13 protein-coding genes are annotated in these 16,298 nt (G+C 64.1%); 9 read left to right on the plus strand and 4 right to left on the minus strand.

What is annotated here, in order from left to right; genetic code table 11:
• Nucleotides 1-87: 87 nt before the first annotated feature.
• The 4 genes from IVA96_RS27095 (at nt 88) to IVA96_RS27110 (ending at nt 3,947) form a co-directional block, all read left to right on the plus strand.
• Nucleotides 88-1,011: an ABC transporter ATP-binding protein gene (locus tag IVA96_RS27095; protein WP_247420295.1), complete on the plus strand. Its 924-nt coding sequence runs from the start codon at nt 88-90 to the stop codon at nt 1,009-1,011.
• On the plus strand, nt 1,008-1,769 hold the full coding sequence (locus IVA96_RS27100) for an ABC transporter permease (protein ID WP_247278486.1): 762 nt from the start codon (nt 1,008-1,010) through the stop codon (nt 1,767-1,769). Before IVA96_RS27095 ends, IVA96_RS27100 begins: the two co-directional genes overlap by 4 nt.
• A 339-nt stretch (nt 1,770-2,108) precedes the next feature.
• A complete protein-coding gene (locus tag IVA96_RS27105; RefSeq protein ID WP_247278485.1) occupies nt 2,109-2,894 on the plus strand; it encodes a L,D-transpeptidase in 786 nt (261 codons plus the stop codon).
• 69 nt (nt 2,895-2,963) lie between these two features.
• Nucleotides 2,964-3,947 (plus strand): glycerophosphodiester phosphodiesterase, encoded by a 984-nt coding sequence (locus IVA96_RS27110; RefSeq protein WP_247278484.1) that lies wholly within the window; start codon nt 2,964-2,966, stop codon nt 3,945-3,947.
• 134 nt (nt 3,948-4,081) lie between these two features.
• On the opposite strand, the gene IVA96_RS27115 is transcribed toward IVA96_RS27110, so the two are convergent.
• A complete protein-coding gene (locus IVA96_RS27115) occupies nt 4,082-6,361 on the minus strand; it encodes a fused MFS/spermidine synthase (RefSeq protein WP_247278483.1) in 2,280 nt (759 codons plus the stop codon).
• A gap of 268 nt (nt 6,362-6,629) precedes the next feature.
• Here IVA96_RS27115 and IVA96_RS27120 point away from each other — a divergent pair, with 268 nt between their 5' ends.
• Nucleotides 6,630-8,240, plus strand: a complete 1,611-nt coding sequence (locus IVA96_RS27120; RefSeq protein WP_247278482.1) for an NAD(P)/FAD-dependent oxidoreductase — start codon at nt 6,630-6,632, stop codon at nt 8,238-8,240.
• A gap of 271 nt (nt 8,241-8,511) precedes the next feature.
• Here IVA96_RS27120 and IVA96_RS27125 read toward each other — a convergent pair whose 3' ends face one another.
• Nucleotides 8,512-8,676, minus strand: a complete 165-nt coding sequence (locus tag IVA96_RS27125; protein WP_247278481.1) for a Flp family type IVb pilin — start codon at nt 8,674-8,676, stop codon at nt 8,512-8,514.
• 154 nt (nt 8,677-8,830) lie between these two features.
• Here IVA96_RS27125 and IVA96_RS27130 point away from each other — a divergent pair, with 154 nt between their 5' ends.
• Nucleotides 8,831-9,718, plus strand: a complete 888-nt coding sequence (locus IVA96_RS27130) for a 50S ribosomal protein L11 methyltransferase (RefSeq protein WP_247278480.1) — start codon at nt 8,831-8,833, stop codon at nt 9,716-9,718.
• 66 nt (nt 9,719-9,784) lie between these two features.
• Here IVA96_RS27130 and IVA96_RS27135 read toward each other — a convergent pair whose 3' ends face one another.
• The gene (locus IVA96_RS27135; RefSeq protein WP_247278479.1) at nt 9,785-9,964 is read right to left on the minus strand and encodes a hypothetical protein; all 180 of its coding nucleotides are present in this window, start codon (nt 9,962-9,964) and stop codon (nt 9,785-9,787) included.
• Between the two features lie 187 nt (nt 9,965-10,151).
• On the opposite strand from IVA96_RS27135, the gene IVA96_RS27140 reads away from it, so the two are divergent.
• A complete protein-coding gene (locus IVA96_RS27140; protein ID WP_247278478.1) occupies nt 10,152-11,981 on the plus strand; it encodes an aminopeptidase P family protein in 1,830 nt (609 codons plus the stop codon).
• Between the two features lie 302 nt (nt 11,982-12,283).
• A complete protein-coding gene (locus tag IVA96_RS27145) occupies nt 12,284-13,555 on the plus strand; it encodes a multidrug effflux MFS transporter (RefSeq protein ID WP_247278477.1) in 1,272 nt (423 codons plus the stop codon).
• 145 nt (nt 13,556-13,700) lie between these two features.
• Here IVA96_RS27145 and ligA read toward each other — a convergent pair whose 3' ends face one another.
• On the minus strand, nt 13,701-15,851 hold the full coding sequence (gene ligA, locus IVA96_RS27150; protein WP_247278476.1) for an NAD-dependent DNA ligase LigA: 2,151 nt from the start codon (nt 15,849-15,851) through the stop codon (nt 13,701-13,703).
• Nucleotides 15,852-15,963: 112 nt separating this feature from the next.
• Between ligA and IVA96_RS27155 the strand changes: the two genes are divergently transcribed.
• Nucleotides 15,964-16,251, plus strand: a complete 288-nt coding sequence (locus IVA96_RS27155; protein ID WP_247420296.1) for a GIY-YIG nuclease family protein — start codon at nt 15,964-15,966, stop codon at nt 16,249-16,251.
• Nucleotides 16,252-16,298: the final 47 nt, after the last annotated feature.

Consider the following 16,298-nt stretch of genomic DNA (forward strand, 5'->3'; position numbering starts at 1 on the left):
TCCTATCTCATGGCTCCGCTGACCCGCCCTCCCGGGACGGGTTCCAGCCTCCCTCCCCAGCCTTTGCCCCTCAGCCTTGCGGCCATCATGTCCTCTATCATTTCCGTCGCCAATCTGTCGAAAACCTATGGGTCCGCCTTCAAGGCGCTCAAGAACGTCAGTCTCGACATCAAGCGTGGCGAGATCTTTGCGCTGCTCGGCCCCAACGGCGCCGGCAAGACCACGCTGATCTCCATCATCTGCGGCATCGCCAACCCGAGCGAGGGCCGCGTCCTCGTCGCCGGCGAGGACATCCAGACCTCCTACCGCAAGGCGCGCTCTCTAATCGGCCTGGTGCCACAGGAGCTGCACACCGATGCCTTCGAGAGCGTGTGGGCGACCGTGAGCTTCTCCCGCGGCCTGTTCGGCAAGCCGAAGAATCCTGATCACATCGAGAAGGTCCTCAAGGACCTCTCGCTATGGGACAAGAAGGACAACAAGATCATCACGCTCTCCGGCGGCATGAAGCGCCGCGTGATGATCGCAAAAGCACTGTCGCACGAGCCGCAGATCCTGTTCCTGGACGAGCCCACCGCCGGCGTCGACGTCGAGCTGCGCAAGGGCATGTGGGAGGTCGTGCGCGGCCTTCAGCAGTCCGGCGTCACCATCATCCTCACCACGCACTACATCGAGGAAGCCGAGGAGATGGCCGACCGCATCGGCGTCATCAACAAGGGCGAGATCGTGCTGGTCGAGGACAAGACGACCTTGATGCAGAAGCTCGGCAAGAAGCGGCTGACGCTGCATTTGCAGGGCAAGCTCGACGCGCTGCCGCAGAGCCTCAGCCATTATAAGCTCGACCTGTGCGATTCCGGCGCCACGCTGGTCTACGACTACGACACCAAGGGTGATCGCACCGGCATCACCAGCCTGCTCAGCGACCTCCGCACCGCCGGCATCCGTTTCAACGATCTCGACACGACGCAATCGTCGCTCGAGGACATCTTCGTCGATCTCGTGAGGACGTCATGAATCACCGCGCCATCCGCGCCATCTACCTGTTCGAAATGGCGCGCACCTGGCGCACGCTGCTGCAAAGCATCGTCTCGCCGGTGGTCTCGACCTCGCTCTATTTCGTGGTGTTCGGCGCCGCGATCGGCTCGCGCATCAGTCAGGTCGAGGGCGTCAGCTACGGTACCTTCATCGTGCCGGGCCTGATCATGCTCTCGGTGCTGACGCAGAGCATCGCGAATGCCTCATTTGGCATTTACTTCCCGAAATTTACCGGAACGATCTACGAAATCCTGTCGGCGCCGATCTCCTATTTCGAGATCGTGCTCGGCTATGTCGGCGCCGCCGCGACCAAGTCGATCATCCTCGGCCTGATCATCCTCGCCACCGCCGGGCTGTTCGTTCCATTGCATATTCACCATCCGGTCTGGATGCTGGCCTTCCTGGTGCTGACGGCGGTGACGTTCAGCCTGTTCGGCTTCATCATCGGCATCTGGGCCGACGGCTTCGAGAAGCTGCAGATGATCCCGATGCTGGTGGTGACGCCGCTGACCTTCCTCGGCGGCAGCTTCTATTCCATCGACATGCTGCCGGCCGGCTGGCGCACGGTGGCGCTGCTCAACCCAGTCGTCTATCTGATCTCGGGCTTCCGCTGGAGCTTCTACGAGATCGCGGATGTCAGCGTGTCCGTCAGCGTCGGCATGACGCTGGCATTCCTGGTGGCCTGCCTGATCGTGATCTGGTGGATTTTCCGCACGGGGTATCGGCTGAAGAATTGAGCCTGCCGTCATTCCGGGCGTGCGAAGCACGAGCCGGAATCCATCGTGCAGCAGAGTTGGTCGATGAATAGATTCCGGGTTCGCCACTGCGTGGCGCCCCCGAATGACGAGGTGGGGTACCAATTGCCCCTTTGCCGGCGTTGTGAATCCACGTCCGGCTCGCGAAAATGTCAGCGCTGCCGGGCGCCGTGCGGCACAAGACGGCCTTGCTTACATCAGGCATGACGTTAACGATGGACAGGCAGGCCACTGGAACCAACGCCGAATGACAGGCATAATGCACGCCGGGGACGGAGAGCCGCGGCGCCTAGCGTGAACAGGCCGGAGGCCGGAAGTCAGATGCGTACATTTTTGATTGCTTTCACATCCCTGATGCTTTTGAGCGCGGGCGCCGCGCACGCCAAGGTCGAGATCACCGTCGACAAGGACAACCAACAGATGACCGTCGCCGTCGACGGCGTCGCGCGCTATCACTGGCCGGTGTCGACCGGCATCCCCTCGCGCGAGACGCCGAACGGCGCGTTCCGCGCCTTCCGCATGGAAGAGGATCACTACTCCAAGGAATTCGACGACGCGCCGATGCCGCACGCGATCTTCTTCACCAAGGTGGGGCACGCCATCCACGGCACCGATTCGGTCGGCCGGCTCGGCTCGCCGGCTTCGCATGGCTGCGTGCGGCTGTCGCGTCAGAATGCCTCGACGCTCTATGCCTTGGTGCAGCAACAGGGCGTGCTCAACACCACGGTGACGTTGACCGGCTCGGCGCAGGTGGCGCTGGCGCGCAATCCGCGCGGCCGCAATCCCACCGCCGTCGCCCGCGCTCCACAGCCCGCCGAAGAACAATACAGTGCCGCAGGCGATCCCGTGAACTTGACGCCGCCGGCGCAGCCCGCCCGCCGCTACATGCCGCAGGACGACAATTACATCTATCCGGCCGACGGCAGCGACACCGGCGCACGCTATCCGGCGCCGCGCTCGGCCAGCCGCCCGCTCTATGACGCGCAGGTCTATCAGCAGCAGCAGCCGCGCCCCTATTACGACCAGGGCTATAGCCAGCAGGGCTACTCCTATCAGCCACAGCCCCGGCACGTTTATCAGCCGCGGGGCTATTATTATCAGAACTGACGCTCGCAACCATTTCCGCCAACCGCGCTCGGCGATCAGCACGACCAACAGATTGCCATTCGAGGCATCATGCCGCCACGTGCCACGACCATTCTGCCTGTGCTCTGGGCTTTGCTAGCGGGACCGGCGATGGGATTCGACCTCGAAGCGCATCGCGGCGGGCGGGCGCTGCTGCCGGAAAATACCCTGCCGGCCTTCGCCAACGCGCTGTCGATGGGCGTGGACACGCTCGAGCTCGACGTCGGCGTGACTGCCGACGGCGAAGTCGTCGTCTCGCATGAGCGCGGGCTCAATCCGGATCTCACGCGCGGCCCCGACGGGGCCTACATCACTCCGCCCGGCATGCCGTTCGTGAAACTGCGGCTCGACGAGGTCAGGACCTACGACGTCGGCCGGATCCGGCCGGATAGTGGGTACGCAAAACAATTCCCCGATCAGCGCGCCTTACCGGGGACACGCATTCCCACCTTGAGCGAGCTGTTCGCGCTGGTGCGCAAGTCCGGCAACATGCGCGTGCGCTTCAACATCGAAACCAAGATCGATCCGAACCATCCGGACGAAACGCTCGACCCGCAGGCTTTCGTCACCAGGCTGCTCAGCCTGATCGAGGCCGAACAGTTTTCCGAGCGTGTCATGATCCAGTCGTTCGACTGGAGAACGTTGCTGCTCGTGCAGCAGCAAGCACCGAAAATACCAACCGTGTACCTCACGCTCCAGCGCGGGTCAGGCCAGACGGTGGCGCTCGACAAAGCCACCAACTGGACGGCGGGCTTCAGTCCTGCGGATCACGGCGGCTCGCTGCCGCGGACGATCAAGGCCGCCGGTGGCGCGGTCTGGTCGCCTTATTTCGGCGATGTGACCGGGGCGCTCATCTCGGAGGCCCGCGGACTTGGGTTGCGCGTCGTAGTGTGGACGGTCAACAAGCCCGACGACATGGCGCGGATGATCGAGCTCGGCGTCGATGGCATCATCTCCGACAGGCCGGACCTGTTGCGGCAGATCGCCGGCGAGAAGGGAATTGCGTTGCCGGCGGGGACGCCGGTGGCGCCGTAAGGTTTATCCGTCTTCATGGCCGGGCCTGTCCCGGCCATCCACGCGTTCCGTCGTCGTCCGAAGAACGTGGATGCCCGGCACAAGCCCGGGCATGACGACCTCTTGTGGATCTGCGCGCCATACCTTCGCCTGCCCTACTCCCCGTCCCGCAAGCGCCGATACAGCGCACCCAGAATATTGGAATAGTCGTCGGTCCAGACCCGCATCCTGTCGTCAGCTTCGGTCTGCTCCCATGACTTCGAGGAAGCGAGCCTGCCGATGTCCGCCTCCTCCCGCGCGGAGATGACGACGTCGGTCGAGAAGATGTAATCGGAATCGCGCCCGGAATCCTCGTTGAAGACCCAGCTCGTGAGATCGTTGGCATCGGCAATGCCGACCACGACGGTCTCGAGATCGAGATGCCGGTTGGAGACGTGCATCACCACGGCGCCATGCGGGGCGAGCTTGTCCTTGTAGATCTTCATCGCCTCCTTGGTCGCAAGGTGAATCGGGATCGCATCGGACGAATAGGCATCGACAATGATGAGGTCGTAGGCGCCGTTGGGCTCCTTTGCGAAGGTGAGCCGCGCATCGCCGATCACCGGCTTCATATCCGGCAGGCAGCTCGAGATGTAGCGGAAATTCCTGGGGTCGCGCGCTGCGTCGACCATGGATTGGTCGATCTCGAAGAATTTCCAACTCTCGCCGGGTTCAGCAGCACAGGCAAGCGTGCCGGAGCCGACACCGATCGCAGCAACCTTCAGTGGCGCGCCCTTGCGCTCGCGGATCGCGCTGACCGCCTGACCGATGCCGCCGTCCTTGTGATAGTAGGTGATCGGCTCGGGCCGGCCGACGACCGGCGTGCCGTCATTGTTGCGGAAGCGCTCCGCGCCGTGGATCGTGGTGCCGTGCATCAGCACGTGGAAATAGCCGCCGGGCGTCACCACGATCTTGTGCACGCCGAAGAAGCTGCGCACCGTCGTGACGCGTCCCTCGTCTGCGGGATAGACCCGGATCAACGCCAACGCGAGGGCGACGGTCGCAAAAATCTTCCAGCGGCCGGCATTGAGCGTCAGCGCCAGAAGAGCTGCCAGCCCGCCGACGGCACCGGCGATCCAGACGCGATGGTCCTCGAACCAGGTCGAGAGGTCGCCCGTCGTAGTGGAGGGCGCGACGAGCGCCACCGCGAGCGCGGCGAGCGCCGGCCAGTACCATTTGACGATGCCCGCCAGCCGCTCGTTCGCCGACGGCCGGCATAGCGCGGCGAGCGCAATCAGGATCGGGTATTCGGCGATCCACGAGAAGGTGAACGGCGCGACGAGCCCTGCGAACAGGCCGCCGACCATGCCGCCGAACGACAGCGCGACATAGAAGCCGGTGAGATATTTGGCTGCCGGCCGCGTCCGCGCCAGTTCGCCGTGGCAGGCCATGGCGATGAGGAAGAAGCACAATTGATGACCGCCGAGCGTGAGCAGCAGGTTCTGCTCCCCGCCGAAAGCCAGCAGGACAACCACGCCCGCGATCGCGACCGGCTGGAGCATCAGCATCCATTTGTGCGGCAGCAGCGGACGCGACTGGAACACGACGACCCAGGTGAGCAGATACAGGGATAACGGCAGCACCCACAGAAGCGGTGCCGCCGCGACATCGGTGGAGATGTGCGCGGTCACCGCGATGAGCAGACCCGACGGCACCGCGGCCAGGAAGATCCAGCGCAGCCGCGTCACCAGACCGGGCGCCGGCGCATTGACCTCCTCCGCTCGCGCATCGACCACCGTCAGCTGCGGCGAGCGCAACAGCAGCACGCCGCAGGCGGCGATCAGCAGGATCAGGAGGCCATAGCCGGCGGTCCACAACCGGTTCTGCGTGTGCAGCGTGAACATCGGCTCCAGCAGGAACGGATAGGACAAAAGCGCGAGGAAGCTGCCGATGTTGGAGGAGGCATAGAGGAAATAGGGATCGTGCCCGGCGGGATGGCCGGTGCGGACGAACCAGGCTTGCAACAGTGGATTGTTGGCGGCGAGCGCGAAGAACGGCAGGCCGATCGAGACCACGAACAGGCCGAGCAGCCAGACCGCATAGCCCGAAGCGGGCGGCTCGCCATAGGCGGAGGCGATGCCGAGCGGCAGGGTCGCCAAGGCCGCGATCAGCAGCACCAGATGCACTGCGACCGGAACGATGCGGCTTTTGACCTGCATCAACAGATGCGCATAGGCGTAACCCGCCAGCAGCAGCGACTGGAAGAACACCATCGCGACCGACCACACCGCCGGCGAGCCGCCGAGCCGCGGCAGCACCATCTTGGTGAACAGCGGCTGCACCGAGAACAGCAAGAGCGCGCTGACGAAGATCGCGGCGGTGTAGACCGTCAGCAACAGCCGGTTGCGTGATGAGGACGGCTGCTCCGTGGCGGCGGGTTGCACGATCGAATCCATGGAAGCTCCGGCAAAAGCGTTTTCCAGCGAAGTGGGCACCGGTTCGCGCGACAGAACGCGTCGGACGATGCCCCCGGCGGGCGCCGGACGGCCGCAATGGAGCACAAGGCGCCTGAACGGGCAATAAAGGCGCTCCTGATGTTGCGGCGAGGAATGCTTGATATACAGATGTCGTACGGGGCGATGCGAAGCATCGAACCTGGAACCTCGAAATTCCGGGTTGCGCTCCGCGCGCCCGGAATGACGGTGGATTGGACTTGAACACTTCATGACAGAAACCGACGTCGTCATCATCGGCGCTGGCCATAACGGCCTCACCTGCGCAGCTTATCTCGCGACGGCAGGTCTACGCGTGCGCGTGGTCGAGCGCCGCAAGGTGATCGGCGGAGCGGCGGTCACAGAGGAATTTCACCCCGGCTTCCGAAATTCGGTCGCGGCCTACACCGTGAGCCTGCTCAATCCGCAGGTGATCCGCGACTTGAATCTTGCGGAACAAGGCTTGCGCATCGTCGAACGGCGCGCGCAGAATTTTCTACCCGCACCCGACGGCAGCTATCTCCTCACCGGCGAGGGGCGGACGAAGGATTCCGTGGCGCGGCTGAACGCGCATGACGCCGATGCGCTCGACGGTTTCACGCGCGAGCTGGAAGAGATTGCCGACGTGCTCAGGCAGTTCGTGCTGCGCGCGCCGCCGAACCTGCTTGACGGCTTTGGCACGAGCGCGATCCGCGAGGCCGTGAATGCGTTAAAGACGGCCAACATTCTGCGTGGGCTGACGCTGGAGCAGAGCCGCAGCCTGCTCGACCTCTTCACCCGCTCCGCCGGCGAGATGCTGGACGAGCGTTTCGAGCATGATCTTGTCAAGGCGCTGTTCGGTTTCGATGCCATCGTCGGCAATTATGCCAGTCCCTACGCGGCGGGTTCGGCCTATGTGATGCTGCATCACGCCTTCGGCGAGGTGAACGGCAAGAAGGGCGTCTGGGGCCACGCCATCGGCGGCATGGGCGCGATCACGCAGGCGATGGCGCGCACTGCGCGCGATCGGGGCGTCGCGATCGATACCGACGCGGGCGTGCGCGAGATCATCGTCGAGCGCGACCGCGCGGTCGGCGTAGTGCTGGAGAACGGCACCGCCATCCGCGCCAAATATGTCGCAGCCAACGTCAACCCAAAACTGCTCTATACGCGGCTGGTTGCGGCCGACGCCCTGCCCCAAGACTTCCTCGCCCGTATCCGGCACTGGAAGAATGGCTCCGGCACCTTCCGCATGAACGTGGCGCTGGACCGCCTGCCCTCGTTCACGGCGCTCCCCGGTCAGGGCGATCATCTCACCTCGGGCATTATCCTGGCACCGAGCCTCGGCTACATGGACCGCGCGTATCACGATGCGCGCGCGCAGGGCTGGAGCCGTGAACCTGTCGTCGAGATGCTGATCCCCTCGACGCTGGACGGCACGCTGGCGCCCGAAGGCAAACATGTCGCGAGCCTATTCTGCCAGCACGTCGCGCCGGAGCTTCCCGATGGAAAGTCCTGGGACGACCATCGTGACGAGGTCGCCGATCTCATGATCGCGACGGTGGACAAATATGCCCCGGGCTTTGCGGCGAGCGTGCTCGGCCGCCAGATCCTCTCGCCGCTCGATCTTGAGCGGCAGTTCGGCCTCTTGGGTGGAGACATCTTCCACGGCGCGCTGACGCTGAACCAGCTGTTCTCGGCGCGGCCGATGCTGGGCCATGCCGATTATCGCGGCCCGCTGAAAGGCCTCTACCATTGCGGCTCCGGCGCCCATCCTGGTGGCGGTGTCACCGGCGCTCCCGGCCACAACGCCGCACAGGTGATCTTGAGGGATCACCGGTCGCTGTTCGGAAGCCGTGGATAGGTCTGTGGACGAGCTGTGGATCGCCTGTCGAGATGCCTGCGCACGGCGGAGCGCCACAGGCTGGTCGATAGGCGGTGGAGAACTGCGGGGCCACTGCCGGAAAAGTCCGTGGATAGGCGTCGTACAAGGTGCGGATAACCTGTGGAGACTGCTCGATAGCCACATGTCGCAAAACGACCTCGCCCGCCAGGGGGTAATCCCCCTCGCGGGCGCTGGGTCAAAAACAGCCTATGAAGAAAAGTAGCCCCCGCTGGGAAATGGGAGGCGGAAATTACTTCAAAGAGGTGCTAATCGAACCGAACTTCTCGTTCAGGCTGGTGCCCAGGCTGTTCACCACGGTGATGATCGCGAGGGCAATACCGGCTGCGATCAAGCCGTATTCGATCGCAGTTGCACCGGACTCGTCCGACCAGAACTTCTGAACCATGCGCTTCAAGATTTGCCTCCGTTCCATTTCAAGCTGTGTTGGCGCCGCCAAACATCCGGAAATTTACGGCATGCGACCTACGGTCCGGTTAATCTGAGAGCTGCAACTTGTGCTGAAAATTGGGACTAAAAACTGCAAAAATTGAACCCGACGGAACCTTAGAATGCAGCCCGCCCCTACCCATCGCGCCAGCTTCTCGATCGGCAGCGAGGCCGCCGCCAGGCGTGTCGTCGACCTGCTCACCGAGGTGTTTTTCGAGGGGGATGCGGCGGTCGCTGCTTTCGAGCGGCCGGACGGCCGATGGGACGTCACCCTGCATTTTGCCGCCGCGCCGGACCAAGCATGGCTGCGCGAACTGGTTGCAACTTCAGCAGGAAATGAGATCGCACAGACGCTAGCCTTCGATATCGTCGAAGCCAAGGACTGGGTCAAAGCGAGCCTGGAAGACCTCGTCCCCGTCCCGGCCGGCCGTTTCGTCGTGCACGGCAGCCATGACCGCGACCGCGTGGCAGCGAACAAGCTCGCCATCGAGATCGAGGCGGCGCTCGCCTTCGGTACCGGCCACCACGGCACGACCCGCGGCTGTTTACTGCTGCTTGACCATGTCCTGAAGAGTTCCCGGCCGCGCAACTTGCTCGACCTCGGTACCGGCACCGGCGTGCTGGCGATTGCAGCCGCGAAGGCGTTGCATCGCGCGGTGCTTGCCTCCGACATCGATCCGCCCTCGGTGCGGGTGGCGGCCCAGAACGCGGCGCTGAATGACGTCGGCAACCATGTGCGGGTGATCCGCGCCACCGGCTTCGCCGCGGCGGAGTTCGGCAAATGGGGTCCGTTTGACCTGGTGTTGGCCAACATCCTCGCCAATCCATTGCGGCAATTGGCGAGTCCGATGGCGCGGCATCTCGCAGCCGGCGCCTACGTCATCCTCTCCGGCCTGTTGACGCATCAGGCCACCGCCGTGATCGCCGCCTACCGCGCGCGCGGCCTCGTGCCGCTGCGGCACCTGCGCATCGAGGGATGGAGCAGTCTGTTGCTGCGGAAGATGGGGTGACTGGTCGAAGCTGCCCTAGGTTGGGCCAAGCGCAGCGTGTCCACCAACCTCATTCGCGAACGCCCACTACTCCCCCGGCTTCTCGTTCTGGCGCGTCGCGCGCTCGTCCTGCAACGCCCGCCTCGCGCGGCGTTCGGCGAATCGATCGATCATCTGGCTGATGAGGCCGCGCGGCTTCTTCGGTGTCGCCGTAGCCGGCGCGCGGCGCACCGGCGGCGAAATCTTCTCAAACGTGAATGATGGCATCGTGTGTCCCCTCGCCGTTGAGATGAACCACCTGCTCGAATTTCCCTGTTATCCGGACGAAGCGCAACTGCCGCACCCTTTACTCCACTCAATTCGAATGGAACCATTTCAAGCACAGTCCATGCCAGATGCGACGCAAATGCGTCTAGATTGCGGACTGATCCCCATCATCCTAAAGTGATCCACCATGTTCGAAGCGCACTTCCAAACATTCGAGGAGCCCGAGGCCGGCGTCGCATTGGCGGCGCGCCTCGCTGCGCTCCGCGAAGAACTCGCCCGCCGCAAGCTGACAGGGTTCGTGATCCCACGCGCCGACCAGCAGCAGAATGAATATGTGCCGCCGTCGGAAGAGCGGCTCGCCTGGTTGACCGGCTTCACTGGATCGGCTGGATTGGCGGTGGTGCTGACCCAGGAGGCCGCGATTTTCGTCGATGGCCGCTATACGCTCCAAGCCGCCAAGCAGGTCGATGCCAGGGCTTGGGCGGTGGAATCGCTGATCGATCCGCCGCCGGAGAGCTGGGTGTCGGCGCACTTGAAGCCCGGCGAGCGCCTCGGATTTGATCCATGGCTGCACACTTCTTCAGCAGCCGAGCGCCTGTCCGCTGCCTGCGGCAAGGCCGGCGCCGAGCTGGTTGCGGTCGACAACAATCCCGTCGACGCGATCTGGCAGGACCGACCGCAACCTCCCCTCGCGCCGGTGACCGTGCACGGAATGCAACATGCCGGTCTCACTGAAGCCGACAAGCTGACCCAGATCAGAGCCGAGATCGACAAGCTCGGCGTCGACGCGCTGGTGGTGTCGGACAGCCATGCCGTGGCCTGGACCTTCAACATCCGTGGCGCCGACGTTGCGCATACGCCGCTGCCGCTGTCCTACGCGCTGGTGCCGAAGGACGGACGGCCAACGATCTTCATCGACCAGCGCAAGCTCTCCAACAGCACGCGCGACCATCTCGAACAGTCCGCCGACGTCCGTGAGCCCGATGCGATGGCGCCGACGCTGATGGCGCTCGCCAAGAGCGGCGTCGCAATCGCGCTCGACAATGCCACCGCAGCCGACGCGCTCAGCCGGCTGATTGCAGGCGCCGGCGGCAAGCCGGTGCGCGGCAGCGACCCGATCGCGCTGCTCAAGGCGGTGAAGAACGCAACCGAGATCAAGGGCACGAAGACGGCACATGTGCGCGACGCCGTGGCGCTGGCGCGCTTCCTCGCGTGGATCGATCGCGAGGCACCGAGCGGCAAGCTCACCGAGATCGACGCGGTCGAGGCGCTGGAGACATTCCGCCGCGACACCGGTGCGCTGAAGGACGTCTCGTTCCCGACCATCTCGGGCACTGGCCCGAACGGCGCCATCGTGCACTACCGCGTCACCCGCAAGAGCAACCGCCGGATCGCCCCCGGCGACCTGCTGCTGATCGATTCCGGCGCGCAGTATGAAGACGGCACCACCGACGTCACCCGCACGATGGCCGTGGGCGAACCGACGGCGGAGATGCGCGACCGCTTCACCCGCGTCCTGCGCGGCCATATCGCGATTGCGCGCGCGGTCTTTCCCGACGGCACCACGGGCGCGCAGCTCGATACGCTCGCGCGGCAATATCTCTGGGCCGCCGGCGTCGATTTCGAGCATGGCACCGGCCACGGCGTCGGCAGCTATCTCTCGGTGCACGAGGGGCCAGCGCGGATCTCGAAGCTCGGCACCACGCCGCTGAAGCGCGGCATGATCCTGTCCAACGAGCCGGGCTACTATAAGACCGACGGTTTCGGCATCCGCATCGAGAACCTCGAACTGGTGGTCGCCGCCGACATCAAGAGTGCCGAGAAGCCGATGAATGCATTCGAGACGCTGACACTGGCGCCGATCGACCGCCGACTGATCGATGTGGCGATGCTGGCCAAAGACGAGCTCGATTGGCTCAATGCCTACCACGGCCGCGTCCGGACCGAGGTGCGGCCGGGGCTGGACGAAGCGACGAAGACCTGGCTCGATCAGGCGACGGCGGAGCTGAGGGCGTAATGCGCATGGCGCCGCACGCGCTACGCAACTCTCCTCGCCCCACCGAGCTGTCATGCCCCGCGAAGGCGGGGCATCCAGTACGCCGCGGCGTCTCCGCATAGCACGACTGCCTCTGGAATGCTGGATTCCCCGCCTTCGCGGGGAATGACAACTAGAGTGGCGCACGGGCAACGCGCCCAATCGATCGCGATCACCCTCACCATAACCCTCCCGGAATCCGTATAGCCGCATTCCGAAACACCGATATCCGCCTTGCGCGAGCAAGCTACAGTCCGACTCGCATTTTGAAGAGACGGATACGCATGCACGGCATGATCAGCAAGCCGCCGGGAGCGGCGACCCTCGCGACGTCGCGCTTGGTGCTGCTGCTCTTGGTGGTCATGACCGGGATCGCGCCGATCTCGCTCTACATGCTGGTTCCGGCACTGCCGGTGCTGGCGAGCAATTTCGGCAGCGACATCTCGATCGCGCAGATGACAGTGTCGCTCTACATGGTCGGCATCGCGCTGTCGCAGCTCATCATGGGGCCGCTGTCGGACAGGTTCGGCCGGCGCCCGGTGCTGCTTGGAGGGCTGGCGCTGATGATCGCGGCGAGCGTTGCCTGCATCTTCGCGCAAAATCTGCCGCAGTTGATCGCCGCGCGCTTCTTCCAGGCATTGGGCGGAGCCGCCGGCATGGTGGTGAGCCGCGCCATCATCCGCGACATCTATGAGCGCGACCGCGTCGCCTCGATGATCAGTCTCGTGGTCGCTGCTCTGATGATCGGACAGATGGTCTCCCCGCTCACCGGCGGCTTGATCGAGACCGCGTTCGGCTGGCGCGCGATCTTCTACGCCATCACGATCGCCGCGATCATCGTCGCCGTCGGCATCGCCGTCGCACTGCCCGAGACGCGCCGCACCCGTGCCGCCGGCAGCGGCTTTCGCCGCGACGTCGGCATCCTGATCCGCAACCGCGCCTTCGTGGGTTACGTGATGTGCCAGGTGCTGGCCTCGCAGATCATCTTCACCTTCGCCGGCGGCGGCCCCTATATCGTGGTGACGCAGATGGGCCGCAGCAGCGCGGAATACGGCGCATGGTTTGCGACGACGGGTTTCGCGTATCTTGTCGGCAATCTGCTTTGCGTGCGCTTTGCGCCGCGGCACTCGCTGGAGAAGCTGATCTGGTTCGGGCTTGCCCTCCAGCTCTGCGGCAGCCTGCTGAACCTATTATGGAGCTTCGCCGGCTGGAACGAAGCGCCCGGCTGGCTGTTCGGCACCCAGATGATCGTGATGGTCGGCAATGCCTTCGTGATGGCGAATTCGGCCGCCGGCGCCATCAGCATCCGTCCCGAAGCCGCCGGAACCGCCTCGGGCGCGATGGGCTTCCTTCAACAGGGTATCGGCGCACTGATGTCGCAATTCGGCGCCTATCTCGGCGGCCACTCCGCCACCACGCTGCCGCTGACCTCCGCGGTCCTCGCGATCTCGCTGCTCTGCGCCTGCATGATGATATTCGTCGTGCCCCACCGGGAGATGGTGGTGAGCGAGACCCTGATCGGGCAAGCGGAAGAGGAAGAGAGCGGGATGATGTGAGGGACGGCTTGCCGCCTCGCGGTCATCGCGAGCCGACGGTTCCGCGCGAAGCGCGGCCCGATGATTGGCTCCGCGAAGCAATCCAGACCGTCGCCGCGGAAAGACTCTGGATTGCTTCGCTGCGCTCGCAATGACGAAGAAAACCTCATTCGCCGATCAGCTTCAGCCACTCGTCCTCGGTCAGCACCTTGACGCCGTGCTTGTTGGCTTCCGCGAGCTTCGAGCCTGCGCCGGGACCGGCGACCACGAGATCGGTCTTCTTCGACACCGATCCCGACACCTTTGCACCCAGCCGCTCCGCGGTTGCCTTGGCCTCGTCACGCGTCATCTTTTCCAGCGAGCCGGTGAACACCACGGTCTTGCCGGCGACGGCCGAATTGCTCTTCGGCTTCTCGGCGTCGACGATCTCGACTTCCTTGGTCAGCCGCTCGACGATGCCGCGATTGTGGCTCTCGCCGAAATAGTCGGCGATGCTCTTGATCACGGTGTCGCCGATCTGGTCGAACGCGTCCATGTCCGCCATCGCCTCCTCGTCGCCCTTGGCGACCTTGAGGCAGGCGTCGTGAAAGGCGTCCCAGGAGCCGTAGCCGCGTGCGAGGGCCAGCGCCGTGGTCTCACCGACATGGCGCATGCCGAGCGCATAGACGAAGCGCTCCAGCGCGATTTTCCGGCGGCTCTCGATGGCGTCGAACAGATTTCGCACCGACGTCGCGCCGTAACCCTCGATCTCTTCAAGCTTGAGCTTTGAGTTGCGCTTCTCCAGCGTGAATATGTCGGCAGGCTCCTTCACCCATCCCTCGTCGAAGAAATACTGGAGCTGCTTCTCGCCGAGACCGTCAATGTCGAAGGCGCGGCGGGAGACGAATAGCTTGAGATGCTCGATCTTCTGATAGGGGCAGGCGAACTCGCCGGTGCAGCGGGCGCGCGAGCCCTCCTCGCCGGTCGCCGTCTCCTCACGCACGACGTCGGTGTGCAGCGGACACGGGCACTTCTTCGGGAAGTGAAATTCCTTGGCGGTCTTCGGCCGCTTGTCGAGGACGACATCGACCACCTGCGGGATGACGTCGCCGGCGCGTTGAATCACGACCGTATCGCCGATGCGGATGTCGCGGCCCTCGCGCAGCACCTCGCCCTTGTTGCCGATGCCCTTGATGTAATCCTCATTGTGCAGCGAGACGTTCTGCACGATCACGCCCCCGACACCGACCGGTTCGAGCTTGCCGACCGGCGTAAACGAGCCGGTGCGGCCGACCTGGATCTCGATGTCGCGCAGCACGGTCATGGCACGTTCGGCCGGGAATTTGTGCGCGATGCCCCAGCGCGGCGTGCGCGAGACGAAGCCGAGCCGTTCCTGCCAATCGATACGGTCGACCTTATAGACGACGCCGTCGATGTCGTAGTCGAGTTTTGCGCGCTGCTCCTCGATTGCGTGATGGAACGCCAGCAGCTCCTCGACGGAGTGACACAGCTTGGTCAGCGGATTGGTCTTGAAGCCGCAACGCTCGAACCAGGCGATCATGCCGCTCTGCGTGCCCTCGGGCATCGCGCTCATCTGGCCCCACGCATAGGCGAAGAAACCGAGCGGACGCGAGGCGGTGATGGTGGGGTCCTTCTGCCGCAAGGAGCCTGCGGCCGAGTTGCGCGGATTGGCGAAGACGGTGCCGCCCTCCGCCTTCTGCCGCTCGTTGAGCGCCAGGAACGCCATTTTGGTCATATAGACCTCGCCGCGCACCTCACAGATGTCGGGGACGTTGCGGCCCTTCAGCTTCTGCGGCACGTCTTCGAGCGTGCGGATGTTGGCGGTGACGTCCTCGCCCACCGCACCGTCGCCGCGGGTTGCGGCGGTGACGAGCTCGCCGCCCTCATAACGTAGTGACATCGAGAGACCGTCAATCTTCGGCTCGGCGGAGAAATTGACCTGATCGTCGTCGAGCTTCAGGAAGCGCACGATGCGGCCGACGAAGTCGCGCACGTCCTCTTCGGCAAAGGCGTTGTCGAGCGACAACATCGGGACGGCATGCCGCACCTTCCTGAAGCGGCCCGACGGCGCCGCGCCGATCTTCTGTGACGGCGATTCCGCGCTGACGAACTCCGGAAAGCGCTTTTCGATGGCATTGAGGCGCTGGCGCAGCGCGTCATATTCGGCGTCGCTGACGGTGGGCGCGTCCTCTTGATAGTAGCGCCTGTCGTGCTCGCCGAGCTCAAGCGCGAGCCGCATGTGCTCGACCTTGGCCTGCGCCTTGGTGAGCTCGGCGACGTCACGAAGCGGTGTTGCTTTGGATTTTGCTCTGACCATTATACTTAAGGTTGCGTCTCGTCGTTCCGGGATGGTCCGGAGGACCAGACCCGGAACCTCGAGATTCCGGGTTCGCACGTCGTGCGCCCCGGAATGACAGTGGGAGGGGCTCGTGGCTTATTACGTCTATATTCTAGCAAGCCGACGGGATGGGGCAATCTACGTCGGCATCACCAATGACCTTGTGCGTCGCGTCTATGAGCATCGAATCAAGGCGGTGCCGGGCTTCACGACCAAGTACAACATCACACGGCTGGTCTGGTTTGAGACTTATGATGATCCAATAGCTGCAATCTCACGCGAGAAAGAACTCAAGAAGTGGAAGCGGGTCTGGAAAACTCAGCTGATCAAGAAGGAGAATCCAAACTGGAATGATCTCTACGAGTCGATCTGCAAATGACGCGTCATTCCGGGATGGTCCGCAGGACCAGACCCGGAATCTCGAGA

The sequence above is a fragment of the Bradyrhizobium sp. 159 genome (assembly GCF_023073795.1).
Classification (GTDB): domain Bacteria; phylum Pseudomonadota; class Alphaproteobacteria; order Rhizobiales; family Xanthobacteraceae; genus Bradyrhizobium.

Excerpts from the sequence above, each read along its gene's own strand:
- IVA96_RS27095 (WP_247420295.1), top strand. The coding sequence starts at position 88 with ATGTCCTCTATCATTTCCGTCGCCAATCTGTCGAAAACCTATGGGTCC.
- IVA96_RS27100 (WP_247278486.1), top strand. The coding sequence starts at position 1,008 with ATGAATCACCGCGCCATCCGCGCCATCTACCTGTTCGAAATGGCGCGC.
- IVA96_RS27105 (WP_247278485.1), top strand. The coding sequence starts at position 2,109 with ATGCGTACATTTTTGATTGCTTTCACATCCCTGATGCTTTTGAGCGCG.
- IVA96_RS27110 (WP_247278484.1), top strand. The coding sequence starts at position 2,964 with ATGCCGCCACGTGCCACGACCATTCTGCCTGTGCTCTGGGCTTTGCTA.
- IVA96_RS27115 (WP_247278483.1), bottom strand. The coding sequence starts at position 6,361 with ATGGATTCGATCGTGCAACCCGCCGCCACGGAGCAGCCGTCCTCATCA.
- IVA96_RS27120 (WP_247278482.1), top strand. The coding sequence starts at position 6,630 with ATGACAGAAACCGACGTCGTCATCATCGGCGCTGGCCATAACGGCCTC.
- IVA96_RS27130 (WP_247278480.1), top strand. The coding sequence starts at position 8,831 with ATGCAGCCCGCCCCTACCCATCGCGCCAGCTTCTCGATCGGCAGCGAG.
- IVA96_RS27135 (WP_247278479.1), bottom strand. The coding sequence starts at position 9,964 with ATGCCATCATTCACGTTTGAGAAGATTTCGCCGCCGGTGCGCCGCGCG.
- IVA96_RS27140 (WP_247278478.1), top strand. The coding sequence starts at position 10,152 with ATGTTCGAAGCGCACTTCCAAACATTCGAGGAGCCCGAGGCCGGCGTC.
- IVA96_RS27145 (WP_247278477.1), top strand. The coding sequence starts at position 12,284 with ATGCACGGCATGATCAGCAAGCCGCCGGGAGCGGCGACCCTCGCGACG.
- ligA (WP_247278476.1), bottom strand. The coding sequence starts at position 15,851 with ATGGTCAGAGCAAAATCCAAAGCAACACCGCTTCGTGACGTCGCCGAG.